Here is a 24,382-nt window from a genome sequence, read left to right as displayed (position 1 = left end):
AGAAGGGGATGAACGCTTGATGGCTCCTTTTGATAGAAAACAGATAAAGCAACTCATAGCATATGAGGATGTACTGAGCTCCATTGTGTTTGTGGGTCAGACAGCAAGCTATTATCAGCAAAATACGGCACTCGCCTTCAAAAGAGTACGTGACTTGGAGGCTGAAATGCTAAGATGGCAAATTACAGATAAAGAGAGCCTCCATCATAGACTGGACTGGCTTTTAAGTAAAGGGACACGTCATGTATTTGGAAAAATGTATAGCAAGCTGTCTTGTATGGAGGAGGCTGAACGAGAACGTTATCTTTCTTCATTTCCGAGTGGGTCAGCGGAACAGATAGAATTAGAAGTGGTGTGTTATTATTTGTATCGTACTCCGAGAATAGGGATTACGGCTTATGATCTAACATGGGTGGCTTATTTGATTAGAGCTGCCTACTCGCTAAAGAAGCTTACTAATTTAGAACGCTTAACTTATCTAGATCGAGTGATAACTGTCATGAATGACTACAATGACTATAAGTGGAATCGTAAAGATTATATCAATAGCTTTGTTATAGGGACGACCTTTAATAGTGTATATGCAGACCCTGAAAACAATTGGCAGAATGATCCACAGGGCACTGCCAGTCAGAACTGGGGGAATTATGCTAGATTAATTGCTTCTAAGTGGAGCCCCTTTAGAAAAATTGGGTTGTAAAATTTGTTGTAATGGGGTGATTTAGAAGTGAAAAAGGTTTTTATATTTATTGTTTTACTTCTTTGTTTCGTTCTAATTATGACCAATCTGGATGAAAGCAAACAGGGTGTTTCAAGCTCTGTATTTAATGATATCTCAGCCGAGGAAAAAGGATCAGCATTCACGCGATTTAGTTATTGGCTGGAACAATTTAATGATAGTCATGTTAAAGCTTATCAGTCGTTTTTAGGGTACGGACAAGGGAAACAACCTCTTCCAGTTATAAAGGAAGCAGATTATAACATGATTAACCTTATTGTAGCCTCAGCGGCATCTCAGCCACGTTTTAATGTTTTGGATACAACCACGATTTCTTTAGCGCAAACCATAGACGAGCTTATGGGGCTAATGGATGATATCTCCAAATTTGAGGATACAGCAGAAGACCCAGAGGATTTAAAAATAAGGCGAAAGCAATTTGGTGAAAAAATGAAGGCTTTACTTCAAAAATATGAAGTTTTAAATGAGCGCTTTAATAAACAATTTGTGATGATGAAAATAAATAAAGCTAAGGAGCAGCAGCAAATCTATTTAAAGCAAGGGCGTTTTATTCAAGCTACGCAAGAGGAAATATCATATCAATTTTCAAAATTTTCAGACTTAATAACGAATTATAAAGCTGATGATCTTAATTTAAGAGAGTTAAGTTACAATGAAGTGCACAAGATTTATATTAGCAGTCATGATAGTGTTCTAAAATATAATCAATGGTTAAGCAATAAAGAGCAAGTAGATGAAGAAATATTAGATAATGAGCTTGCAGAGAAATCAATAAAGAGTATGATAGAAGCTACAGCGAAGCTAGACCAAGCATTGAACGCCATTGTTAATTATTTAAAGGATGTTCAGGATGAGCCATCATCTACAGCGGGAACCTCAAACAAAACTAACTGAGTTGAAGCTGCTACAAAATTACTTACAGGCTCAATCAAGGTTCAGACAAGCCATCACGATGGCGAATTTAAGCTTTAAATAATTAATATTAAGGGATATAGATAGAATGCTAGGACAGCATGAAAGGAAGCGTCATGAAGTGAAGTGGATAAAAGTAATTTTGCAGTCAACTATTTTTTATGCTTTTTATTGGGTTGGGGATGCGATTCAGCATAGCTTACATTTACCTGTCTCAGGGAGCATATTAGGTTTGCTGCTCCTCTTTGTTAGCTTACTTACTGGAGTTATACGACCCCAATGGATTGAAAGTGGGACAGGTTTTTTTCAAAAATATATGCCGATCTTTTTTATCCCCTCGACTGTAGGGATTATGAATTATTTAGATTTATTCACCGGTAAAGGACTTATGCTTATTCCTATCGTTGTTGTCAGCTCCATGATTACGTTAGCTTTTGCAGCCGCCAGCAGTTATTTTGTTGTTAGACGTAGAGAGAAGCTGGAGGGAAAAGCGGGGAGTAAAAAGGTGTTAAGCGAAGGAGAAGTAATGTAGTCATGATTATACAATCCATCATTGCCGCTAGTATTGTACTTATTACGGTTGTTTTGTACCTAATAATGAGCCGCGTATACAATAAATTTCATTATATTATTCTAATGCCGATTATTACGGTGTCCTTTATTTTAGTTGTAACCCTTGTATCATTAGAAATTCCATATACGACCTACATGCAAGGAGGGAAGTTCATCAATTTGCTATTAGGCCCTGCGGTGGTTTCGCTAGCTTACCCACTATACCAGCAAAGAGAAACGTTAGTGCGTAATTTTGTACCGATTATTACAGGTGTAATTGTAGGCTTAATCGGTAGCATTATTACCGGCATTTATTTTACACAAATGTTTAACTTCCCAGCAGAAATATTGTATGCCCAAGTGCCAAAGTCAATTACGACCGCTGTTGCTGTAACGATTTCGCAAGACCTCGGGGGCATACCGACACTAACGGCTATTTTTGTCATGATTGCAGGTTTTACAGGTGTATTTTTAGGTTCCATCATATTGAAGGTATTAAAGATTGATCATTTTGTTGCACGAGGGGTTGGCATTGGCACCGCCTCACACGTAATTGGCACCGCAACGAGTTATGAATATGGACTTGCTACTGTGTCTGTTAGCTCTGTGGCTATGACATTAAGTGCAATTGTTGGTTCGTTTTTAGCACCAGCGCTAGTCTGGGTGTACACCACTTGGTTTTAAACTTAACAACATTAAAAATCAATAAGGCTATTCTTGCTCGGAGTTATTGCTTGATGGAGATGGATGAACGTCTCTATGAGGTGATGGCTTCGGGTTTTCTTCTAACTCTCTAACTTGTGTCATACCTGCAAAGGGACGTTTTCTTCTCAGTTTTTCCCCTGTCATGCTTAACCCAATCATAATAAGAATAATTTGTAGTCCAACCACGTAGGGTGACGTAAAAGCTATAATCGTCCCTAAGACGCCTAATCCCGAAATTAATAATGCCAACAGAATTTGACGTAGTTTACGAAACCTTGCTGTAAATAAGGGATATGCTACAAAAATAGCGATATTCAGCCCGATCCAGCTAAGCCACGCTTCAAATTCTATTGAATCTAGGTGCATCCATGTCGTGTTCAGCACGAGCAGTAGGAGGACATTCAAATCAAAAAATAAAATAATTGCAAACAAGCAAGGAATAACTGGGGCAGTGGTCTGCCATAATAATTGACCAAAGCTCGGAGACTCGATCTGCTTCAGGAGATTTTGTCGTTTTTTTCGCAAAACCTCAATTTCATCCTCCAGTGCTTGCTTGACCATATACAACCTGGTTTGGCTTGATTCTTGAATATATAGTTCAATTTGTCCCTGAAGATTAGGCTTAATATGGGGAGAGGTCTTGCATTTATGTAGTGCGATTAATATTTTGTTTTTTTCTAAATGTAACTGTTCATAAGTGGCCTCGGACGTTGCATCTGCTATTGTGCCCCATACTTCTACATATAAGGATAATGTGTCACTCATCCGTTCATACTGATTATGAAGTCTTTTTGCAGCTAAATACTTAGTAATACCATAGATCATGATAAATAAGAATAGACCCACGATAATTAGAAATATAGGTAATTCTTGATTAAGTAGATTAGGTTCATGGATATGATAGGGCACCTTGGAGATCATCCCTTCGGAGTTTTCTTCCTTTACTATGGCATAGCGGGTAGTACATTTCAAGCAGAAGCCTTGCTCTATTGTAAAAAATAAGACGAAATTAATATGTTGGAATCAAGGTAAAGCGATAGTACAATAAAGTTATTACCGAAATATAAACTATAGGGGGTACATATGCTTAAACTAGTATTTTTTGTTGGTGTGGCTGGGACAGGTAAAACAACCGTTGCTCGTGCGCTTGCAACCCGAATGTCTGCGGCATTTTTGGATCGTGATACAGTAGGTGGCAGATTTGTGGAGAAGATGTTAGAAATGAATGGTTTGGACGTGAATGATCGTGATTCCGAATTTTACAAAAAACATTTACGTGATCTCGAATACGATACAACAAAAGATATCTGTATTGAAAATTTAGCGGCTGGTCAAAATGTTTTTATGATTTCCCCGTTCACGGCTGAGCTAAAAAATAAAACCTGGATTGAGGATGTTATTGCCGCTGCGGGTCTGACTAAAGAAGAAGTAGATGTCAAAGTCATTGCAGTAACCTTGCAGGACATGGAATTGCAGCGCCAACGTATCGTTGATCGTCAAACAGAACGAGATACATGGAAGCTAGAGCATTGGGATGATTTTAAACAACGGGTTCAGTTTGTACCTGAAGTAAATTGGGATATCCCTCCATCTTCAATTTTGGTATTTGATAATAGCGGAGAATTAACAGAGGACAAGCTTAACCAAGTCTACGAATTTGTGAAAAATACAAGTCCTAAGTAGTTTTTATCCCAACCTGACTGGAGAGTGCATCTAGATGAAGTGGTTCCGAAATTTATCTTTCCGTAATTTATCTTTAGCAACCAAACTGATTTCCTTATCCATTCTATTATTTGTTGTCATTAGCTCAATATTAGTTGCTTATAATCTTAACAAGTTGAATGATGTTAGTGTGAAAAAGGCAGAAGCAGAAGCAATTTCCGCGGGAAAAACCTTTACTATGGATTTTAATAATCAAATCGCGGGGATTGAAAGTTTGATGGAGACACTCTCTCGTTCTATGCTTAGTTATCAGCAAAATGGAGTAGATAGAGAGCAAGTTGTTGAAATGCTAGATAAAGAATTAAAGGGAAGAACCAACATAATTTCATTGTATACATTATGGGAGCCTGACGCTTTTGATGGAAAAGATAAAGAAAATGTGAACAAAACTTCTTATGATAATGATACTGGGCGCTTCCTACCCTACGTTGTACGTGACGGACAAAAGATTGTGTTTAGACCTTTAGATGGTTATGAAAAGGAAGGTATAGGAGACTACTATTTAACACCAAAAACAACAAAGAAAACATATTATAAGGATCCCTATATTTATCCTATAAATGGAAAAGATGTGCAGATGCTCTCTATTACGGTTCCGATTTTAAATGAAAAAGGGGAATTCTTAGGGATTGTAGGGACTGATGTTTCGCTAGAATATTTGGAAAGTGAAGCGGCGAAATATAAACCGATGGGTGGTTATATTGCTTTAATTACTGACAAGGGAAATTACGTTGCCAATCCAAATGAACCTTCGTCTACTGGGAAATTTTATGGAAGTACCGAAGATAAAAAGCAGTTGTGGCAAAAGGTTGCTGCTGGAGAATATGTTGCAGCGGATGGAGTGAATTCTAAAGGAATTGACGTAAAACGTTATTTTGATTCCTTCCCATTGCCGGGCAGTGAAGTGAAATGGCATACTCAAATTGTTATTCCTAAGTCTGAGGTGATGAAGGAATTAGTTAATGGTAGAAATATTTCAATTGCTATTGGTTTGTTAGCGGTTGTGCTCTTTAGTGGTATTTTAGCATTTGCCATTCATCGTATGGTTGTACGTAATATGAAACAGCTTGTAAGCAAGCTTAGTTTAATTGCCCAAGGAGATTTAACACAGAAGCTCGAAATCAAGGGTAAAGATGAGTTTGGAAAAATGGCGGTTTATTTTAATAGTATGACCGAGAAATTAAGAGAAATGTTCGAGATGATCGCGGATTTGACGGTTGCGCTTAATATGACTGCTGAGCAATTGTCAGATTCTGCAGAAGAGACAAACAAAGCATCTGAAAGTATTGCGGAATCAGCCCAAGAGGTAGCGGCGGGTTCTGAGGTACAAAGTCGATACGCAACAGATACAGTAACCGCGATGGAGGAAATGGCAACAGGGGTACAAAAGATTGCCGATTCCTCTTCAAAGCTATCTCAATCTGCTAACGGTGTAGCGGATCAAACTGTAAAAGGGAACGAGCAGATTACCATTGCGGTTACGCAAATGGGGAATATTGAACAATCTGTCGTTAATACAGGTAGACTCGTAGAGGGGCTTAGCCGCCGCTCAGAGCAAATTGGTGGGGTTATAGACCTTATCTCAGGGATCAGCAAGCAAACGCACTTACTTGCTTTAAACGCAGCGATTGAGGCGTCTCGTGTCGGCGAGCAAGGCAAAGGCTTTGCCGTTGTAGCGATGGAGGTTCGTAAGCTAGCTGAACAAAGTAAGAAGGCCACAGAGGAAGTAGCAGAACTGGTTTACGCCGTGCGTGAAGAGACGCAAGAAGCTTCTCAAGCTATGCATGAAGGTGTGAATCAGGTAAAGATTGGTGTAGCTTCTGTGACAGATAGCGGCGTATTATTTACTGAAATCATGAATGAAGTTGCCGATATCAATGACCAAATTCAAGAGGTATCCGCTGCGGCAGAACAAATGAGCGCAAGCTCTCAGGAAATTGCTGCTAGTGTAGATGAATTAGCTCGTATTGCTGAAGATGCCTCTAAAAACTCGACCAACGTAGCTGCCGCTTCAGAGGAGCAGTTAGCATCCATGCAGGAAATTACATCCTCAGCGGAAGCGTTAAATATGATGGTTGCGGAGCTAGTGGAGCGCATGCAGCACTTTAAAATTAAATAGTGTTCATCAAGTTGAGGCTTCATTAAAATTAGTGGCTGACAACGATGGAGATTGAGGCTATGGAACAGGGAGTTCTTCCGACCGTTGTTAAAACCAGATTCCTTTATATTATTATTTTCTCACGTTGAAATCTGGTTTTAAGAGACGGACGTTCCACTTCTCCAGAATCCCCCTGTCCCTTCGCTAGTTTGGGATAGTTGTCATCCACTAATTCAAAAACGAAGCATAAACTTACATTGGTAAAGGTTACAATCGGACTTTAAAGGCTTACTCCACAATCGCTCTGTCCCTTCGCTTCTTTCTGCTGCTATATCAAACACTAAGCTTAAAGTAGAGCCAAGTGCTGTTATTGGGGAATGTAAAAAAGGAGATTCCAGTTAAATTAGGAATCTCCTTTTAGTTATTTGGTTAACAATTAATGGGATATTTATTAATAACATAATAAATAAGGCTTAACATAAGAATCGGTACTTGACAATAAGCTAACGAAGCGAAGGAGCAGGGAGATGGTGGAGAAGCGAACGCGACCGCCTTTAAGGTCACAATTTCATCCATTCAACACATGTGATAAAGAAAATGGGGCCTTAACAGCGGTTGAAGCCACTCCCTGCTACGTAGTCTCTTACTTCATGATTGTCAAGGACTGATTATTTTATTGAGTCATAAATAAAATAATAAATAACGTAATATTAGAATGTAGTTTTTGCCTGCCACAATTCAACTGAGCCAGTACGGAGACTGGCAGGAATATCGATAATACGTTGGTTGGAGCTACCGCGATATAAAAGGCTTGTATCGAGAAGTTCCTGTTCAAATCGACCATCTATAATGACCTGGCAGCGTGTTAACAGTGCATATTCCTCAGAGTGTGGATCCTTAATAAGTTCCTCAAACGTATAGCCACTGTAAATCCAGACTGAAATGTTGGGCACTGCGTCCCGCAGATGATCGATAAATAAGCTGACCTCGGAAGGTGAAAAAAATGGATCTCCACCTAAAATAGTAATTCCACTTAGTAATGGATTGTTTGCAATGTCTTCAATAATTTCCTGCTCTCGTTGTGGTGTGAAGGGCTCGCCGTAATTAAAGTTCCAGGTGGCGGCACTAAAGCAGCCTTTGCAATAATGTCGACAGCCACTAACGAATAAAGCGGCTCTTAAGCCTTCTCCTTCGTTAATGCTCTCAGGGTAATAGCCGCAGATGTTCATGTAGTATGCTTCACACGATCACGAACCTCAGCTTGCTTCGCGGCATTAAAGCGAGTCTGATAGTCACCAGTAAGATATCCCGTCACACGGCGTAAACGGCGAATATGCACGTCCTTTTCTGAACGCTGACAAGCAGGACAATTGGCACCAATAATTCCTTCATATCCACAAGCAGAGCAACGGTCAATGGGATGATTAAGGCTGAAATAGCTAATGTTTTGCTCTAGTGCATATTGAATAATTCGTAAAAATGCTTCTGGGTTGTTGCGTGCATTTCCGTTTAGCTCAATATATGAAATCGCTCCTGCGTTACATAAGTCATGAAAAGGAGCTTCAAGCTGAATTTTCCGCGCTGCACTTACAGTGTGATAGACAGGAACATGGAACGAATTCGTATAATATTCTCTGTCAGTTACCCCTTTTATAGCGCCATAGGTTACTTGATCTTTGCTCGTAAATTTACCGGATAAGCCTTCGGCTGGTGTAGCGAATAACGTAATGTTTAAATTGTGGCGCTCACTTTGTAGATCACAGTAATTTCGCAAATATTTAATTAAATTATACGCTTTATGATAAACCTGCTCATCTTCTGCATGATGCTTACCATACATCGCTTTCATGCATTCAGCTAACCCAATAAAGCCGATAGATAAGCTACCATGCTTAATTAGTTCACCAACTCGATCTTCAGGAGATAGCTGCTCGCCACCCTCCCAGACCCCTTCACGCATCATAAAGTCAGAGGCTTTTGCTTTTTGCGATTGCTGTATACGATAACGATGGAGCAGACCCTCCATTGCAATATTGAGATAAAAATCTAATTCCTTGTAAAATCCACGCTCGTCTGCTTCTTTACGATGACCCAAAACGGTTCCATGCTCAATACCAAGCTTAACTAAGTTTAAGGTGTTAAAGGACAGATTCCCTTTGCCAGACAAATGATTACGACCAAAACGGTCACTTAATACACGTGTACGACAACCCATTGTAGCAAATTCTGTATCTGGATCATCTGCCTTATAGTATTGCAGGTTAAGTGGTGCATCTATATTTGCAAAGTTAGGATACATTCTTTTGGAGGAGCATTCTGCTGCTTTTAAAAACAAAGCATAGTTTGGATCTCCAGGTGCTTGGTTAACCCCTTGCTTACATTTAAAAATTTGAATTGGAAAAATAGGTGTTTCACCACTACCCAGTCCAGCAATCGTCGCCTCCAGTAATGAGGAAATAACTAACTGACCCTCTGGAGACGTATCTGTTCCATAATTAATGCTTGTAAACGGAATTTGCCCACCAGCACGACTAGACATCGTATTTAAATTGTGAATTAGGCTTTCTGCGCCTTGAAGCGTCTCACTTTTGGTTTCCTTGAGGGCATAACGGAAGGCTTTAGGGTAAGTTTGTTCTAAATCTGTTCGACTCATTGTAATCTCACCCAAGACGTCGTATTTGGATGTTAATTCAGTTGATTCAGCAGTTATTTCTTCAAATGAGTCTAATTCTTCGAAATATTCTAATCCTTTTAGGAAATATTTCTGAAATGATTTACGCACATAAGGTGCAAGATCAAAATCTAGCTTATTCGCTGAGACACCACCGTATTGGGAATTTTGCTGGGATTGAAAAATAATCGCGACCAAAGCCATTGCCGTCATAATCGAATTAGGTGTGCGTACGCTACCGTTACCTGTATTAAAGCCTTGCTGCAACAATTTACTAAATGGGATAAAAATACAGTTGGTGGTCCCGATCGCATATTGATCTAAATCATGGACGTAGACAATATTATCTTTAATCGCTTGCACTAATGGTTTGGGCATAATGAAATGCTCCGCATACCATTTTGCATATTCGCTACCCATTTTGCTCATTTTTCCAGAGAAGCTTTCGCCATTTAAATTCGCATTTTCACGTAGCAATTCAATATTCCGACTATCGATAATTTCCTCTCCGATGTTGACGACCTCACCTAAAATTTCCTCTTGGCTTGGATATACATGGTTTAACAATGCCATTTTCCCAACTGCCTCCTTATCTACATATAAACTAAAATTAGGCATATAAATGAGCATTCTCAACGCAGGTCTAGTTGAAAATGCTTTAGTTAAGTTAATGTGAACAAACACTACATTTAGTATTTGAAATAACTATACAACCATACATATTGTGAAGTAAATAGGACTTTCCCCTATTTGTGCTGGAAAAATATTGGAGAAAAGGCGTGAGGGCTTGTCCTCATAGGGCTGATAGAAACGTTAAATAATTGTGAACTTTTTATTGTGACAAAATAATACAAATTGTATTTTCTGCACTAAAATAATTATAATTTGCAAATAGAAAAATAGGAGAGAAGGACATGAAGTGGTAAAATAAGATCAATTAAAATGGCTATGTTGAGCCATTAAATTGAGAGAAATAAAAAATAGAAAGAAGGAATTAGAAGATGGCAATTGCAGAAGTAACAGTGCTTCCAGTAGGCACAGGCTCAACGAGCTTAAGTGAATATGTGGCACAGCTACAGCGTGTATTGCAGGCCCAGCCTAAAATACAATATCAGCTTACCTCAATGAGTACAATCATTGAAGGGGAACTGGATGATGTATTTGCAGCCATCCGCGCGCTCCACGAAGCTCCATTTGATCAGGGGGTAGGACGAGTATCGACCTCCATTAAAATTGACGATCGACGGGACAAGATAAGCACCTCAGAGCAAAAGTTGCGTTCTGTGCTGGAAAAGCTACAGTAGAGGTAGGATGCCACTGGGCAAAAATTTGAGATTACTTACGATGTAGCTGGAATCGTACTGGCTTGTCACTCGTGACTGAACCATTACCAATAAGGGCGGTATTCGCTGGCAGGAATGCAGCTGACTTTTGCAGAGAACTGATTCGATATATAGTACTAAAAAAGAAACCTTAACTGGTTTCTTTTTCTATATTTTTTAAAAGATAAACTAAGTCCTTTGCTTAAACTTGATGTTTATCAATACCAAGACCCCGTTTTAATCCTTCCTGAAGTACAGTAGGCATATAAACTTGGATTTCACAAGCAGCTTCATTCACATCAGCTTGCTTTAATATAAGATCAAGTGGTGACGGTGTAGGAATGTGTTCTGCGTCTTGCTCCATCAAGTATAAAAAACCTTCTAATGCCTCACGTGCAACATATGCCTCGTCAGCAGTATCTCCAGAAGTAAAGCATCCTGGTAAGTCAGGAAAACTAACTGCAATTCCGTCATTGGATGTATCAAATAATGCCCAGAATCGATAGACATCTTTTTTACTCATGTAAATAACCTCCTTGGGAGAGGGCTTAGCCCATAATACAATTAAGTAGTACGGATTTTTTTTCTGAATCGATACTTTTTAATTAAAGTTAGAACAAAAAATAACAAAATACAAAACGCTAACTTTATGATGATATCGGTGAAACGTTGATAATTACCTTTAATAAAAATACGATAACCTCTTGTGACTTTTGAATTAAAATCTTCACCAAAAAATTTATAATATGAACCAATAATAACCATGTGGGATAGTGTATAAACTATAGATAGAATAAAAGGCATAATTGATATGTAAATATTTCTACTAAGCAAAAAGATAATTAGGCAGTGGAACAGTAGGAAATACCCACCAATAAACATAAAGCTAATGCGACCTGCATAATCATATGTGCCACTAAAAAAAAGTTTTTGAAACATAGCAAAGGAATCGATTCCAGTCATTTTTTCAAGTAGTTTATAAAAAGGATCAGAGTACGCTTGTAAATAACCCATTCCAAATAAAAAGGGTGTAGTTAGTAAGCACCATCTATCTACATTTTTACGAGTAAACAATAAACCAATAGATAAAGCGTGTACTGTAATCAATACTATAGGGAAAAGCTCAATAATTCTATTATGAACATTATAATAACGTGCAACTAATGCAAAGAGGATAGAAAATATAAATAATAATCCACTAGAGTAGATCAACCGTATAATTATGTTACTTGAGAAGCCGAAAGTTTGTTGGGTTAAGTTTTTCCTTATACTAATTGGATCACCAAAAGACTCTAGCGCTTTTTTGGTTGCATTTTCATCAGAGTAACCTCTGTTAATATAATGATCTTTGGATAAGTATAAATGAGCAGCCATTTCTTCTGACATATCTACACGTTCTTGTTTAGATAAAAGTGATCTTTTAAAGATTTGTTCTAAATAAGATCTAAAGTCCATTTAATTCACCTCTCAAGAAAATATTAATAATATTAGTATTTTTTATCCATGAACTTTTGATTTTTTCAAGCTGTTTTTTCCCTTCATCTAAAATTCTATAATATTTCCGTCTAGGACCTCCCTCTTGTTCTCCCCAATAGCCTTCAATATAGTGATTTGCTTCTAACCTTTTTAATGCAGGATACAGTGTACCTTCCTTGAGGTGAAAGTCTCCATAGGTTACCTCATTTATATATTGAGAAATCTCATACCCATATGAATCTCTTTCGCTCAAAATTGAGAGTATGATCCCATCAATATAACCTTTAATCATTTCATTTTTCATACATTCACCACCTACTATGTAATTCTATGTAGTCAAGTTAACAGATATTTGAGGATAAAACAAGGATAAAAGTTGCCTATATCATATCAATTAGATTTCAAAATATAGTATTCTTTATTTTTAACTTCTGCTCAAAGAAGTATATATCTATTGATACATACTAAACTCCTGTAAGTCCGCAGGTATGTTTTTATTTCTATATTTGCCGATATCTAAGCCTAAATATTTCTCCATAAGCACTCTACATTCTGTAGCTACCATCTCACTTAATAAATTCATTTCACAATGATATCCTCTACATAAATATTGGGCGTGAACACCTTTAAGATGGCGACTTTCCTTATAGACTTTAATTCCCTTTTGTCTAAAATAAGCTCTGACATCCTTTAAATCCTTTTCAACGCTATGCATAGCCTGTTCAATTGTATTTAAATAAGGTTCTGGTGTTTTAAATGTGGTATTCGCTAAATTTTTATCACGCTCAAACGCGGTTAGTACTAAAGGCAACAATAAATATAGTTTCACGTAATACATATCTTCTGCTGTTCCGTACATAGTTCATCTCCTCGATACGAATGTATGTTCTTATTTTACGCAATATGAGGGATAATATGCAACAGGTATTTTTTTTCATAAAAAAACGACCTCCACCTAGTGAAAGTCGTTTTTGCTAGTTATAAACTTATCTAATTTCCATCGGATCAGCCATAAACCATGAGATATAAGAACATTGCTGACAAATTAAAATGGCTACGCTTCGATTTGCCCAGTCAAGTCCCAAAAAAGTAGCACCCTTGGTGTTAAGCTGTCTATAATCGAGTTCGAAAGAATCGTTTCTACAGCAAGGACAAAAGATCTTTGTATTTCCAACATGATATTGCATAGCTACACTCCTAATCCTCTTTCTATAACATTACGTTATCAGACTGTATTGGTTTCGATTGATTCGAACTGACTTGAAGTGTTTTCTTGAGTAAGGGCGGGGTTACCAATGTCGTAATAATGACAACAAGTACAATTGAAGTATAGGTAGAACCCGTTAATAAGTGAGAACCTGTGCTAGATGTCATCAAAATTAGAGCAACTTCACCTCTGGAAATCATACCAGATCCAATTGCCATCGATTGGCGGAGGTTAAAGCCTGTTAATCTAGCCCCAAGTCCTGATCCAACTAGCTTTGTGAAGATACAAATCAAGGTTAGTATAACAATGAACCAGATTTGTTCCCCTAAACCTGCAAATGAAATATCTAATCCAATGCTGACAAAAAATACAGGTACAAATAATGTGTAGGCAATGGGTTCAATTTTGGTTTCTACGGTATGCTTATAGCCCGTTTGAGAGATAGCAATCCCAGCGGCAAATGCGCCAATAATACCAGCAACACCCATCATTTCGGCAAAATAGGAGAAGCCAAGACAGATGAAGATAGCAGCACTCACAACAGTTTCAGTCACTTTAAATTTAGACATCCACTTCATAATGAGTGGCACAATAAACCAGCCTGCGGCAATAATGACTGCGAAAAAGAGAACCTTTTTCAACAATAGCGATGGAATGGAAACAGCTTCACCTGCTCCAAAGAAACTCATCGTTACAGCTAGTAATACTACAACGAGGATGTCATCGACTACAGCGGCGCCTAAAATGGTTGTGCCTTCCTTGGAATTTAACTTATTCATTTCTTTTAAGGTTTGAACGGATATACTTACAGAGGTTGCTGAAATGACTAATGCTAAAAATAAAGCTTGCTCTGTCGTCCAGCCTAACGCCATTCCAAGACTATATCCTCCGATCATTGGAAAAACAACACCACCTAAGGCTACAGCAAGTGATGATTTCCAGCTTTGACGAAATTGCTCTAGATCAGTTTCTAAACCAGCAATAAACATGAGCAGTAATACGCCAATTTGTGAGAAATAATGAATGAAATCACTAGGCACAATCCACCCTAATACAGCGGGACCCAAAATAACCCCTGAAATCAACTTGCCAAGTACAGCCGGCTGACCTAAGCGAACCGCTAACGTTCCTGCGATTTTTGTAGTAAAAAGAATCAGTACTAAAGCTAAAATAAATTCCAAATTCTCCACTTCCCTTCTATATCTAAAGCGGTGTATATGCAAAAAAAGAATATTTTTTTGTTTACTCAGTAGTTAGGCGCAATAATGCACAACAAAAAAGACCCTGAGTAAACAGGGTCCTAAAAAAAGACATGGTGAACCCTGCATGACAGGCTCCACCAGTATACACGTATGCTTTTATTCTTAATATTATACCATAATACCACTGTATTAACTAGTATTTAATCATATATTTTATACATTACCTAAAGTCGTAAAAACTACCAACTATACTTGTACGTCTTGTATTCTATCTATTGATGTGAGCTCTTTGGTTTGCTTTCGATGATGTAATAAATAGTAGAGTGCGATTACAAATACAACGATTATAGCTGAAATAAAGTACATATGACTATAGCTTGTACTAGAGGCGATAATTCCAAGCAGATAAGATCCAACGCCGTAGCCTGAATCAAAAAAGACGTAAAATGTCCCTGTAGCTAAGGCACTATGCTTCATCGGTGCTGCTTGAATCGCAATTGTTTGTAAGCTTGGCAATAATGCTCCATAACCTAACCCGATGATCCCACCGGAGGTGAGGAAGCTAGCCCCCTGAGAGGATTGACTCAAAACGAACATCCCTAACGAAAATAAAACTAAGCCAGGATATACTAGGTGATGTTCTCCATGTTTATCAAAAATACGTCCTGTAAATGGACGGGAAACCAAGATCAGTATGGCAAATACAACAAAAAAGTAGCTTGCTATACTTTGGAGATTAAGATTTGTTGCATAAATTGAAATATAAGTGGCAAGACCTGCATATGAAAACGCCAGAACAAAGCCGGTAATCGAGATAGGAATTGCTTTTGGCTCAATGTAGGAACGCCAGCCTTTTAGCTCTGTCGCAGAAAATTGCGATTCAAGAGCAGGGATCTCTAGCATACAAGCAAAAACAAAAGCTAATAACGAGAAAATAATACAGCATGCAAATAATATCATATAGCTAAAGTGTAAGCTGATCGTTAATCCTAGAAATGGTCCACACACCATGGCTAAGCTCATAAACAAAGTAAAATAACCGATTCCTTCACCTTTACGATGTTGTGGAATAAAGCGGATTGCAATTGCAGAGGTGCTTGTAGCTGCAATCCCAAACGCAGCACCATGAATAATACGAAGTAACAGCATACTGCCAAAGGAAGAAGAAAGTAGGTAAGCAAAGCTACATAATAAAAATAATCCGACTGAAAGTAAAACAATTTTTCGATTATTAAATTTATTTAGTGCCTTGCCTGTTAGTGGGCGAAAAATAACGCCAGCAATAATAAATACTGTAATCACAAGCCCCATTGTTTGCTTGCCTGCACCTAGTTCATTTGTGGCATACACAGGTAAGGTAACGGAATAAATGTAAAAGCTAATAAAGATAAAAAAACTTGTTAAACAAATCAGAATAAAATTGCGGTTCCATAATTTATTTTCGTTCAAAATAATCTCAGCTTTCTATAGTGTGATCGTGGAGTTTAAATTACTATAATTTACTAACTTGGATATTATTTAGTGCTGTTTAAATACTGATTAATCATACGTAATGATAATTTCAAATTATCTAACTGCTCTGGTGTTAATAAGGCGGCAAGCTTGTCCGTAAATTGTTTTTCAATGGGGGATAGGAGTTGACTTAAGGTGACACCAGAGGGCGTTACATAAAGAAGATAAGACCTGCGATCTAATGCATTAGCTTTACGCTCGATCCACCCTTTACGTGAAAGCTGATCTAATATTCTTGTAATGTTAGTGGGATCCTTTTCTGTTCTTTTAGAGAGCTCAAGTTGCGTAATCCCATCCCTTTCTGTTAACCGATGCAGGACATACCATTGTTCAGAGGTTATACCATATTGTTCGAATAATTGTGTCAGATGCTGCGTAACCTTACGACCTGTATTTGCTAGATTATGGCCGAGCGATTGTGTTGTATCCATCTGTATATCACTCCACGCTAATAATTAATTGCTATACCAATTATATGTATATCAATTAATTAAAATCAAGGATTATTTATTTTCATAATTAAAACATGGCACATCACTTTAAAAAGTAACATGCCATGTTTGTCTTCAAATCGACTAATCCCGATGCTCAATTAGATCGATAGTGCCAAGCACAATATGTGCCAGACCAAAACCTAATATGCCGGTAGCAGCAAGCTTATACTTGCTTCCAAGTAGTGATGCGGCAGATGCAGATACAACAGCTCCAAGAACAGTTGGAATCAAGCCTTCACGCATAGGTAACACTCCTTAGATATTGATTTGAAAAGACCTCATTAGTGTGAGGATAACTATAAAAAATTATGCATAAATGGATAGCGCCTGAAGATTTGCTCTTCAGGCGCTGTAGTAAAAGACTATATTTGTAATTGTCTGTTCGCTATTTTTATTTTCATAATAGTTCATCACAGACAAGTGGTGTTCCATCCTGCGTACAAGTACCTTACTACTTTTCTAAAACGATAAAAGCCCTACCTCTCTTTCATCCTTGCGGTTCCTAGACCGCGCCAGTTGAATCAGAAAATGAATGCAACGTTCATACTCTTGGGTCAATAGAATAGGAATAACGTACCTGAATCGGTACTAATGAGAAGGGTTGTACAACTTGAGGAACAAACCATTAATAATCAATATTTATATTATAACTCATATCAAATCAAATGTAAATACTTAACATTAAAGTTTTATTTTTAAGTAAAGTAAATAAAAAAAGTGTCTAAAAGTAATAATAATGTCTATTTTATAATTGCAAATGTTGAAAATGTGTAATTATGCTTTCAAAGCAGTGATTGTCGTTGAAGGATTGTTCGGTTACATGTATAATGAATAAGATTTATATAATCAAAAAATAAGGGAGTTTGCCTCATGAAACGCGGAGATGTCATAGTAATCGGCTTAGTGGTAGTCATCGCGCTGGTGTTCCTAGTCCCAAGATGGCTTGACACAAGTGAAAAAAATCACAACGAAACAAAGGTCGCTAAAATTACAGTAGATGGGAAGCTTTATAAGACTGTTAATTTGACTGAAAAAGAACAAACGATTGAAGTGAAAACAGAAGATGGAACCAACACATTGAAGGTTCATGACTATGGAATTGAAATGACGGATGCAGATTGTCCTGACAAGGTCTGCTTATCTTTTGGATTTATAGAACGTAATGGAGGGACGATTGTATGCCTTCCACATAAGCTGATGGTTGAAATTGTAGATACAGCAGCAGGAGAAGGAGATGGAGTCGATGGCGTCGTTAAATGAAGCTTCAAATCGTGCTTTACGTAAAACGGTCATTATCGCAATCTTTGCTGCTGTCTCAGTTGTGCTAAGTATTGTGGAATCGATTATTCCTATTGCCGCGGCAGGACCTCCTGGCGCAAAGCTAGGGTTGGCTAATATTATGGTATTGACCTGTCTATATTTTTTGCCTGCACGTGATACATTGGTGATGGTACTTTTAAAAACATTGTTAACTGCCTTTATATTTGGTACATTTTCAAGTTTTTTATTTAGTATAATGGGTGCGCTATTTAGCTTTGTAGCGATGTGGTTCCTGCTTTTAGTAGGACGTGACAAGCTAAGTATGCTCAGTATTAGTGTCATTGGTGGTATTATGCATAATTTAGGTCAAGTATGTGCGGCGGCGTTTTATTTCTCAGCAAGCCAAATATTTTACTACTTCCCACCTTTAATGTTAACTGGGGTTGCAACAGGTATTGCGGTTGGGATTGCAGTTCGTTACTTAATTCCTGCTTTAACAAAGCTTTCTTTGTTTGAGGGCTTTTTACAGCGTTCGTGAGGATGGCGATATAATACTTGGAGTACTATTATTCGTCATCTCATATCAAAGGAGGGGAAGGTTATGACACATAGGAAACCAGCTTTTGAGTTAGAGGGGGTCTCCTTCGCCTACACACCAGAGCAACCAGTCTTAAGTGAGTTGACTTTTAATATTGCCACAGGACAATGGTTATCCTTAGTTGGCGCTAACGGATCAGGTAAATCAACGCTCGCCAGATTGCTTGGCGGGCTTCTTGCTGTGAACGCAGGTGTAATCAAGGTGGATGGGATGGAGCTTAACCAAAAAAGCGCAGGGGAGCTTATGCGCCGTATTGGCATGGTATTTCAAAATCCGGATAATCAATTTATCGGAGCTACAGTGGAAGAGGACATTGCCTTTGGACTTGAGAGCTTATGCCTGCCACGAGAAGAAATGCTTACTCGAATTAAAAAATATAGCAGCAAGCTACAAATTGAAGCCCTGCTTTCAAAGCATCCTTCTGAACTATCAGGTGGGCAAAAGCAAAAGGTGGCGATTACCGCCATTTTAGCGATGGAGCCTGACTTTATTATTTTAGATGAAGCAACTTCGATGTTAGATGAAAAGGCAAGAGGCGAATTGATGGCGATCGTTGAAGAGATGCGTAGCAGCGGTCAATATACGATTATTTCAATTACGCATGATCCAGATGAAATTTTGAAATCAGATCGAGTTATCGTGTTGCAGGACGGATGTATCGCTGCCGATCTAGCTCCACAAGCCTTATTTATGGATCAAGCCCTAATGGAAGCTTGTCATCTGCTCCCACCTTATTCCGTGTTATTTGTTCAGGAGTTAGCACAGCAGGGGCTTGAACTTCCGATGAGTGCTAGCTTAAAGGAGGTAGAGGAAGCGTTATGGCAATTGTATTTGAAGAGGTAAGCTTCGCCTATGGTGCGGGAAGTGTGTGGCATCATGGAGCGCTTGATCATATTAACCTTCGCCTAGAGGAAGGTGGATTTATTGGAATCGCAGGAGAAACAGGATCAGGTAAATCTACCTTTATGCAGCATTTAAATGGCTTATTAAAGCCGACAGAGGGCAAGGTAAAGGTACTTGATGTCACGATTGAGGCGGGAGAAAAATCGCCAAAGCTTACTGAGCTAAGACGAAGAGTGGGGCTTGTCTTTCAATTCCCAGAACACCAGTTGTTTGAGGATACGGTCGAAAAAGATATTATGTTTGGTCCTTTAAATTTTGGCGTGCCAGTAGAGGAAGCGAAGCAACGTGCAAGCAAGGCATTGCAAATGGTAGGACTAAGTGATGAGCTTTTGCCACGTAATCCGTTCCAATTAAGTGGAGGACAGATGCGAAAGGTTGCGATTGCTTCTGTGTTAGCGATGGACCCTGAGGTCATTGTATTAGATGAGCCGACAGCAACTCTAGATCCTCAAAGTCGGGCTGAGCTAGCGGAACTGTTAAATTTAATGTGTCAAAAGGAAGGAAAAACGGTCATTGTAGTTACGCACCGGATGGAGGACATGCTTCCGTATGCAGATGAATGGCTCGTGATGAAAAAAGGAAGAGTCATTTTTCAAGGCACCGCTTCTGAAATGGTTGGGCACAGTGTGCAATTAGCAGAGCAAGGACTTGCCTTACCTGCATCCATCACTTATTGGAGTCAGCTTGCGACACGCTTTGGACTAGAGGATGAAGCTCCACAGTTAACAGCAAAGGCATTAGCAGAACGAATCAGTGCGGTCATCCGAGATCGAAGAGATGAAGGCGCAAGTGAAGGAGGCTCTAGTTAAGTGAAATGAGAAATCGGCTGTTATTTGGACGTACAATTGATACCGGCTCATGGATTCATCATTTAGACCCAAGAGCCAAAATTACTGGCATGGTGTTATACCTTATTGCATTGCTCCTTGTTCGAACTTGGATTCCGCTTGCGATCGCGGTTATTTTTTCAATCCTTTATATGTTAGCTACTAAGATACAATTACGTTATTTTGCTAAAGCGGCAAAGCCGTTATGGGTCATTATCGTTTTTATTTTTATTATCCAGACGTTAACGATGGGCGGGGAGCATATTTTGTTCCAGCTTGGTGGGTTTAGGATTTATGTGGAGGGCTTTAGTGCAGGGCTTATTTCAGCTTTAAGAATGACCTTGCTCGTGTCTTTTACCGCAATTTTAACCTTTACGACGACACCTGGTGTGTTAAATCAAGGCTTAGATGGTGTGTTAAAGCCACTTAAAAAAATCGGAGTGCCTAGTGATCGTTTGACCTTGATGTTAGGGATTTCGTTACGCTTTATACCGACAATTTTGGATGAAACCCAGAAAATTATGATGGCACAAGCCGCACGTGGGGCCGATGTAAAGGAATTACCTTGGAAGGAAAAGGGGAGGCTCTTGATTTCCTTATTAGTTCCTGTGACGGTAGGCGCATTTCGTCGTGCAGAGGATTTAGTATTATCGATGGAGTCTAGAGGTTATGTGGTTGGGCAACCACGTACACAGTTTCGTAAGCTTCATTGGGGAAGTAGAGAAACTCTATTTACGGCTTCCTATGTATTGCTTATCGGCATTGTAATTTTATTACGTCTTTAATATCCACATATTATTCACAAAATATCAACAGGTTATCAACAGAGGGGGAGAGTGTCGTGGCACGTTATTTTAATGGTAAGGTCGTAGAACTGCTAGCGCCAGTAGGTACATTTGAAATTTTTAAAGAGGTTATTGAGGCGAATTGTGATGCGGTTTATATGGGTGGACCTAGTTTAAACATGCGAATGATGCGTAAAGGTTATAATTTTACATTAGAGGAGCTCGCTGAGGCAGTAAAAATTGCGCATGGGCTAAATAAAAAGGTATATGTGACAGTTAACAATTTATTGCATGAGGGTGAAATTGAAGAAGCACGTACTTATTTACAGTTTTTAGAGCAGGCAGGACCAGATGGCTTGATTGTACAAGACTTTGCGGTCGTGGCGCTGATCAAGGAAATGGGACTCAACCTAGACGTGCATTCTTCAGTCATGATGAATGTACATAATGTGGAGATGGTCAAAGCGTTACAGGAGCTTGGAGTGAAGCGGGTTGTTGCGTCTAGAGAAATGGATTTAATGACTACAAGATATTTACAGCAGGCCACTGGTATGGAGCTAGAATATTTTGTGCATGGGGATATGTGTTCTGTGCATGGTGCAAACTGCTATTTCAGTTCGATGGTATTTGGAATGAGCAGTAACCGCGGCAAATGCCTCAAGCCTTGTCGTTGGGATTATCGAGTGAAAAAGGATGGTTATGTGTATCCTGCTGAATATCCACTGGCAGTTAAAGACATGTTCATGTATGAGCACATTCCTGAACTTATTCATGGTGGAATTAACTCCTTTAAAATAGAAGGTCGGATGCGTGATGCTAGTTTTGTGGTGATGCTTGTAAATGCGTATGGAGATGCGATTGATCGTTATATTGCTGATCCAGTTGGTTTTGATCGTTCACATGATACAGAGTTGCTTTATAGTAATCGTAAACGGGATTTATCCGTTGGATATGCGTTTGGTAAACCAGGCTTAAGTAATATTAATCGCAGATTTGAGGGAACAGGAAAGTTCTATAGCACAGGAAAAGTGTTTAGTACGCCTACCGAGGAACGTGAAATAAGTCACAATAGACTTGAAACGATAAAAGAGGAATTAGCTAGTGTAAATGTGCTTCCCCATAAACAACATCAGGGGACTGCTGAAATTTCTGTCCATGTAAATAATATGGCACAAGCAAAGGCTGCACTTGCAGGGGGAGCAGAACATATTTATTTGTCAGGGGACGTGTATGAACCTGATACCCTGTTTACTAGAGTCGAAATTGAGCAATTAGCTGACATTAAGGGCAATGCCAAGCTATACATCTGCTTACCACGGATGATGACCGAATTACAGTTTGAAATCTATGAAGGCCTATTGTTTGGGGAACGCTTGCCGATAGATGGCGTAATGGTGACGAATTTAGGGGCGATTCATAAATTTGCAAGCTGTGGTTATCCTTTGATTGGTGATTTTAACTTAAATGTGTATAATCATATTTCTGCTGATTTTTATTTTAAAAGAGGCGTGGAGCGTCTTACCGCTTCTATTGAATTACCTTTACTAGAGTTGAAAACATTACTAGAGCAGACAGAAGCACCACTTGAAATGCTTGTACATGGATCACCTGCGATTATGTATATGGAGCATGATTTGTATGAAAATGCAGAACGCTTCGAGCCGATTGAGGAAGAAGACAACTATTACGTAAATAACAGTGTTTTAGTGTTAAAAACAGATAAAGGTGAAAATCCTGTGTATCGTGACGTACATGGACGTAATCATTTAACATTAAGCAAAGAGTTATATATGCTTCCATTTGTTGCGGAGCTACAGCAAGCGGGTGTCGCTGTTTTCCGGATTGAAGGTACAACGTATACCCCAGAGCAACTAGAACGTATTGTGGCGGCGTATAGAGCTGCTTTATGTCATAAGAGCAATCATGGTGATCATGCCTCGGAATTTACGCTAGAGCCTGTTTATTCTGGTTATACGCTAGGTGCGTTACAATTTAATGGCGGACATGCGACTGCGGTTCAATCGGTAGAAGAAGCGCAGCAGGATGCAGAGGGAACTAAAATCAACAGTTAGGAGTGACTATCATGCAATCATTCATCGGACCAAATGAAATTATCGCGAAGCGACAACAATATTTTTATCCCTGTACGGCGCATTTTTACCGTAACCCACCTCAGCTTGTAAAAGGGGATATGCAATACCTATACGATCATGAAGGACGTAAATATTGCGACTTTTTTGCAGGAGTATCTGTTGTAGCCAGTGGGCACTGTAATCCTGAAATTGCTGCTGCATCTGTGAAGCAGCTAGAGACGTTACAGCATACGTGTACGATTTATTTAACACAACCGAATGTGGATTTGGCAGAACGACTTGCGAAGGTGTTACCAGGTTCACTAACACGTACCTTTTTTGTAAATAGTGGTTCAGAGGCAAACGAAGGAGCCTTAACACTTGCTAGAATGCATACTGGGCGCAAGGAGTTTATTGCACTAGAGCATGGCCTTCATGGGCGTACTTATTTGACAATGAGTGTAACTGGGCTTGCAATGTGGCGAACTGACCCTGAATTAACTCAGGAAACAGGGGTACACTTTATTCCACGTCCTTATGAGTTAGGTACGTCTCCAGAAGTGGCAGAAGGACGTTCATTAGATGCACTTGAGGCGATATTAAAGGAACGTGGAGATAAGATTGCCGCGATGATTGTGGAGCCGATTCAGGGGAATGCTGGAATTATCGTACCGCCAGCACATTATTTTGCAAAAGTGAGCGCATTACTTAAGAAATATGGTGTATTATTAATTGCAGACGAAATTCAGACTGGCTTTGGCCGAACGGGATCAATGTTTGCCATTTCTAGCTTTGGTGTGGTGCCTGATATTATTTCTATGGCTAAAGCGTTAGGAAGTGGGGTTCCAATTGCAGGTTTTGCAACAACTGATGAAATCGCAGCGAGTTATAATCGGCCTTCTGCGTCTACATTCGGTGGGAATCCCGTTGCCGCTGTGACTGGTTTAGCTGTATTAGATTATATTGAGTCTCATCAATTGCCACAACGTGCTAGCCAGCTTGGTCAAGTATTATATCAAGGCCTAGAGGGACTAGCAGAGCATTTCCCTGAGCTTATTACTGAGGTGAGGGGTGCGGGTTTGATGATTGGGTGTGAGCTGATGGCACATGAGCCTAGTCTTGGAGCACAGCTTGTCGATGATACTTTAGAGGAAATGAAGGATCGTGGTTTTATTATCGGTAAAAATGGCTTGAACCGTAACGTTCTTGCTTTCCAGCCGCCACTTGTGATTGATGTAAATGATATTAAAGAGATGCTTCAGGCGTTGGAGCAAACGCTAAGTAAGCTGTTACCAAATTATAAGCAATAATAAAACGTTGATATG

Annotated in this window: 25 protein-coding genes; 14 read left to right on the top strand and 11 right to left on the bottom strand. The window is 39.0% G+C overall.

Annotated features, from left to right (window positions below; translation table 11 throughout):
- Positions 1-19 precede the first annotated feature (19 nt).
- The 4 genes from ABE099_RS13455 (at position 20) to ABE099_RS13440 (ending at position 2,887) form a co-directional block, all read left to right on the top strand.
- Entirely contained in the window at positions 20-700 is a 681-nt protein-coding gene (locus tag ABE099_RS13455; protein WP_430031520.1) for a DUF1266 domain-containing protein, read from the top strand.
- A 27-nt stretch (positions 701-727) separates the two neighbouring features.
- Positions 728-1,633 carry a hypothetical protein gene (locus ABE099_RS13450; RefSeq protein ID WP_430031517.1) on the top strand — a complete coding sequence of 302 codons (906 nt, stop codon included), beginning with the start codon at positions 728-730 and terminating at the stop codon, positions 1,631-1,633.
- A 139-nt stretch (positions 1,634-1,772) separates the two neighbouring features.
- Positions 1,773-2,183: a CidA/LrgA family protein gene (locus tag ABE099_RS13445; protein WP_430031514.1), complete on the top strand. Its 411-nt coding sequence runs from the start codon at positions 1,773-1,775 to the stop codon at positions 2,181-2,183.
- Positions 2,184-2,185: 2 nt separating this feature from the next.
- The gene (locus ABE099_RS13440) at positions 2,186-2,887 is read left to right on the top strand and encodes an LrgB family protein (protein ID WP_245251566.1); all 702 of its coding nucleotides are present in this window, start codon (positions 2,186-2,188) and stop codon (positions 2,885-2,887) included.
- A 27-nt stretch (positions 2,888-2,914) separates the two neighbouring features.
- On the opposite strand, the gene ABE099_RS13435 is transcribed toward ABE099_RS13440, so the two are convergent.
- Positions 2,915-3,880 (bottom strand): hypothetical protein, encoded by a 966-nt coding sequence (locus ABE099_RS13435; protein WP_430031512.1) that lies wholly within the window; start codon positions 3,878-3,880, stop codon positions 2,915-2,917.
- 111 nt (positions 3,881-3,991) lie between these two features.
- Between ABE099_RS13435 and ABE099_RS13430 the strand changes: the two genes are divergently transcribed.
- Both ABE099_RS13430 and ABE099_RS13425 read left to right on the top strand, forming a co-directional pair.
- The gene (locus ABE099_RS13430) at positions 3,992-4,591 is read left to right on the top strand and encodes an AAA family ATPase (RefSeq protein ID WP_430031509.1); all 600 of its coding nucleotides are present in this window, start codon (positions 3,992-3,994) and stop codon (positions 4,589-4,591) included.
- A gap of 34 nt (positions 4,592-4,625) precedes the next feature.
- Positions 4,626-6,749 (top strand): methyl-accepting chemotaxis protein, encoded by a 2,124-nt coding sequence (locus ABE099_RS13425; RefSeq protein WP_430031506.1) that lies wholly within the window; start codon positions 4,626-4,628, stop codon positions 6,747-6,749.
- A 689-nt stretch (positions 6,750-7,438) separates the two neighbouring features.
- Here ABE099_RS13425 and nrdG read toward each other — a convergent pair.
- The gene (gene nrdG / locus ABE099_RS13420) at positions 7,439-7,957 is read right to left on the bottom strand and encodes an anaerobic ribonucleoside-triphosphate reductase activating protein (protein ID WP_430031503.1); all 519 of its coding nucleotides are present in this window, start codon (positions 7,955-7,957) and stop codon (positions 7,439-7,441) included.
- Entirely contained in the window at positions 7,954-9,972 is a 2,019-nt protein-coding gene (locus ABE099_RS13415; protein ID WP_430031500.1) for an anaerobic ribonucleoside triphosphate reductase, read from the bottom strand. The genes nrdG and ABE099_RS13415 overlap by 4 nt, the downstream gene beginning before the upstream one ends.
- A 428-nt stretch (positions 9,973-10,400) precedes the next feature.
- On the opposite strand from ABE099_RS13415, the gene ABE099_RS13410 reads away from it, so the two are divergent.
- Positions 10,401-10,703: an MTH1187 family thiamine-binding protein gene (locus ABE099_RS13410; protein WP_430031497.1), complete on the top strand. Its 303-nt coding sequence runs from the start codon at positions 10,401-10,403 to the stop codon at positions 10,701-10,703.
- A 220-nt stretch (positions 10,704-10,923) separates the two neighbouring features.
- Here the strand turns inward: ABE099_RS13410 and ABE099_RS13405 are convergent, their stop codons facing one another.
- The 8 genes from ABE099_RS13405 to ABE099_RS13370 all read right to left on the bottom strand — a co-directional run bounded on the left by ABE099_RS13405 (position 10,924) and on the right by ABE099_RS13370 (position 16,855).
- The gene (locus ABE099_RS13405) at positions 10,924-11,244 is read right to left on the bottom strand and encodes a type II toxin-antitoxin system HicB family antitoxin (protein ID WP_430031494.1); all 321 of its coding nucleotides are present in this window, start codon (positions 11,242-11,244) and stop codon (positions 10,924-10,926) included.
- Positions 11,245-11,285: 41 nt separating this feature from the next.
- A complete protein-coding gene (locus ABE099_RS13400) occupies positions 11,286-12,176 on the bottom strand; it encodes a permease prefix domain 1-containing protein (RefSeq protein WP_430031491.1) in 891 nt (296 codons plus the stop codon).
- A complete protein-coding gene (locus ABE099_RS13395; RefSeq protein ID WP_430031488.1) occupies positions 12,166-12,501 on the bottom strand; it encodes a PadR family transcriptional regulator in 336 nt (111 codons plus the stop codon). The genes ABE099_RS13400 and ABE099_RS13395 overlap by 11 nt, the downstream gene beginning before the upstream one ends.
- Before the next feature lie 147 nt (positions 12,502-12,648).
- A complete protein-coding gene (locus ABE099_RS13390; protein ID WP_430031485.1) occupies positions 12,649-13,056 on the bottom strand; it encodes a hypothetical protein in 408 nt (135 codons plus the stop codon).
- A gap of 350 nt (positions 13,057-13,406) precedes the next feature.
- Entirely contained in the window at positions 13,407-14,585 is a 1,179-nt protein-coding gene (locus ABE099_RS13385; RefSeq protein ID WP_430031481.1) for a cation:proton antiporter, read from the bottom strand.
- A 267-nt stretch (positions 14,586-14,852) separates the two neighbouring features.
- Positions 14,853-16,055, bottom strand: coding sequence for an MFS transporter (locus ABE099_RS13380; RefSeq protein ID WP_430031479.1), 1,203 nt, complete (start codon positions 16,053-16,055; stop codon positions 14,853-14,855).
- Between the two features lie 65 nt (positions 16,056-16,120).
- Positions 16,121-16,549 (bottom strand): MarR family winged helix-turn-helix transcriptional regulator, encoded by a 429-nt coding sequence (locus ABE099_RS13375; protein WP_430031476.1) that lies wholly within the window; start codon positions 16,547-16,549, stop codon positions 16,121-16,123.
- Positions 16,550-16,693: 144 nt separating this feature from the next.
- On the bottom strand, positions 16,694-16,855 hold the full coding sequence (locus ABE099_RS13370; RefSeq protein ID WP_210090456.1) for an asparagine synthase: 162 nt from the start codon (positions 16,853-16,855) through the stop codon (positions 16,694-16,696).
- A 627-nt stretch (positions 16,856-17,482) separates the two neighbouring features.
- Between ABE099_RS13370 and ABE099_RS13365 the strand changes: the two genes are divergently transcribed.
- The 7 genes from ABE099_RS13365 (at position 17,483) to ABE099_RS13335 (ending at position 24,367) form a co-directional block, all read left to right on the top strand.
- Positions 17,483-17,872, top strand: a complete 390-nt coding sequence (locus ABE099_RS13365; RefSeq protein ID WP_430031473.1) for a NusG domain II-containing protein — start codon at positions 17,483-17,485, stop codon at positions 17,870-17,872.
- Positions 17,856-18,410 (top strand): Gx transporter family protein, encoded by a 555-nt coding sequence (locus ABE099_RS13360; protein WP_210090458.1) that lies wholly within the window; start codon positions 17,856-17,858, stop codon positions 18,408-18,410. Before ABE099_RS13365 ends, ABE099_RS13360 begins: the two co-directional genes overlap by 17 nt.
- Positions 18,411-18,473: 63 nt before the next feature.
- On the top strand, positions 18,474-19,313 hold the full coding sequence (locus ABE099_RS13355) for an ATP-binding cassette domain-containing protein (protein ID WP_430031470.1): 840 nt from the start codon (positions 18,474-18,476) through the stop codon (positions 19,311-19,313).
- Positions 19,289-20,182 (top strand): energy-coupling factor transporter ATPase, encoded by an 894-nt coding sequence (locus ABE099_RS13350; RefSeq protein WP_430031467.1) that lies wholly within the window; start codon positions 19,289-19,291, stop codon positions 20,180-20,182. Before ABE099_RS13355 ends, ABE099_RS13350 begins: the two co-directional genes overlap by 25 nt.
- A gap of 5 nt (positions 20,183-20,187) precedes the next feature.
- On the top strand, positions 20,188-20,985 hold the full coding sequence (locus ABE099_RS13345) for an energy-coupling factor transporter transmembrane component T family protein (RefSeq protein WP_430031464.1): 798 nt from the start codon (positions 20,188-20,190) through the stop codon (positions 20,983-20,985).
- A 56-nt stretch (positions 20,986-21,041) separates the two neighbouring features.
- Positions 21,042-23,057 (top strand): peptidase U32 family protein, encoded by a 2,016-nt coding sequence (locus ABE099_RS13340; RefSeq protein ID WP_430031461.1) that lies wholly within the window; start codon positions 21,042-21,044, stop codon positions 23,055-23,057.
- 11 nt (positions 23,058-23,068) lie between these two features.
- Complete coding sequence (locus tag ABE099_RS13335; RefSeq protein WP_430031458.1) at positions 23,069-24,367, top strand: aspartate aminotransferase family protein; 1,299 nt, start codon at positions 23,069-23,071, stop codon at positions 24,365-24,367.
- Positions 24,368-24,382: the final 15 nt, after the last annotated feature.

The sequence above is a fragment of the Paenibacillus turicensis genome (assembly GCF_050461185.1).
In the GTDB taxonomy this organism is placed as follows: Bacteria; Bacillota; Bacilli; order Paenibacillales; family Paenibacillaceae; genus Fontibacillus; species Fontibacillus turicensis_A.
This window is presented reverse-complemented; position numbering and strand designations above follow the sequence as displayed.

What these genes read in the sequence shown, in the direction of transcription:
- ABE099_RS13440 (WP_245251566.1), top strand. Translation starts at nt 2,186, where the DNA reads ATGATTATACAATCCATCATTGCCGCTAGTATTGTACTTATTACGGTT.
- ABE099_RS13345 (WP_430031464.1), top strand. Translation starts at nt 20,188, where the DNA reads ATGAGAAATCGGCTGTTATTTGGACGTACAATTGATACCGGCTCATGG.
- nrdG (WP_430031503.1), bottom strand. Translation starts at nt 7,957, where the DNA reads ATGAACATCTGCGGCTATTACCCTGAGAGCATTAACGAAGGAGAAGGC.
- ABE099_RS13395 (WP_430031488.1), bottom strand. Translation starts at nt 12,501, where the DNA reads ATGAAAAATGAAATGATTAAAGGTTATATTGATGGGATCATACTCTCA.
- ABE099_RS13375 (WP_430031476.1), bottom strand. Translation starts at nt 16,549, where the DNA reads ATGGATACAACACAATCGCTCGGCCATAATCTAGCAAATACAGGTCGT.
- ABE099_RS13355 (WP_430031470.1), top strand. Translation starts at nt 18,474, where the DNA reads ATGACACATAGGAAACCAGCTTTTGAGTTAGAGGGGGTCTCCTTCGCC.
- ABE099_RS13430 (WP_430031509.1), top strand. Translation starts at nt 3,992, where the DNA reads ATGCTTAAACTAGTATTTTTTGTTGGTGTGGCTGGGACAGGTAAAACA.
- ABE099_RS13365 (WP_430031473.1), top strand. Translation starts at nt 17,483, where the DNA reads ATGAAACGCGGAGATGTCATAGTAATCGGCTTAGTGGTAGTCATCGCG.
- ABE099_RS13335 (WP_430031458.1), top strand. Translation starts at nt 23,069, where the DNA reads ATGCAATCATTCATCGGACCAAATGAAATTATCGCGAAGCGACAACAA.
- ABE099_RS13400 (WP_430031491.1), bottom strand. Translation starts at nt 12,176, where the DNA reads ATGGACTTTAGATCTTATTTAGAACAAATCTTTAAAAGATCACTTTTA.
- ABE099_RS13390 (WP_430031485.1), bottom strand. Translation starts at nt 13,056, where the DNA reads ATGTACGGAACAGCAGAAGATATGTATTACGTGAAACTATATTTATTG.
- ABE099_RS13425 (WP_430031506.1), top strand. Translation starts at nt 4,626, where the DNA reads ATGAAGTGGTTCCGAAATTTATCTTTCCGTAATTTATCTTTAGCAACC.
- ABE099_RS13410 (WP_430031497.1), top strand. Translation starts at nt 10,401, where the DNA reads ATGGCAATTGCAGAAGTAACAGTGCTTCCAGTAGGCACAGGCTCAACG.
- ABE099_RS13360 (WP_210090458.1), top strand. Translation starts at nt 17,856, where the DNA reads ATGGCGTCGTTAAATGAAGCTTCAAATCGTGCTTTACGTAAAACGGTC.
- ABE099_RS13415 (WP_430031500.1), bottom strand. Translation starts at nt 9,972, where the DNA reads ATGGCATTGTTAAACCATGTATATCCAAGCCAAGAGGAAATTTTAGGT.
- ABE099_RS13405 (WP_430031494.1), bottom strand. Translation starts at nt 11,244, where the DNA reads ATGAGTAAAAAAGATGTCTATCGATTCTGGGCATTATTTGATACATCC.
- ABE099_RS13350 (WP_430031467.1), top strand. Translation starts at nt 19,289, where the DNA reads ATGGCAATTGTATTTGAAGAGGTAAGCTTCGCCTATGGTGCGGGAAGT.
- ABE099_RS13370 (WP_210090456.1), bottom strand. Translation starts at nt 16,855, where the DNA reads ATGCGTGAAGGCTTGATTCCAACTGTTCTTGGAGCTGTTGTATCTGCA.
- ABE099_RS13455 (WP_430031520.1), top strand. Translation starts at nt 20, where the DNA reads ATGGCTCCTTTTGATAGAAAACAGATAAAGCAACTCATAGCATATGAG.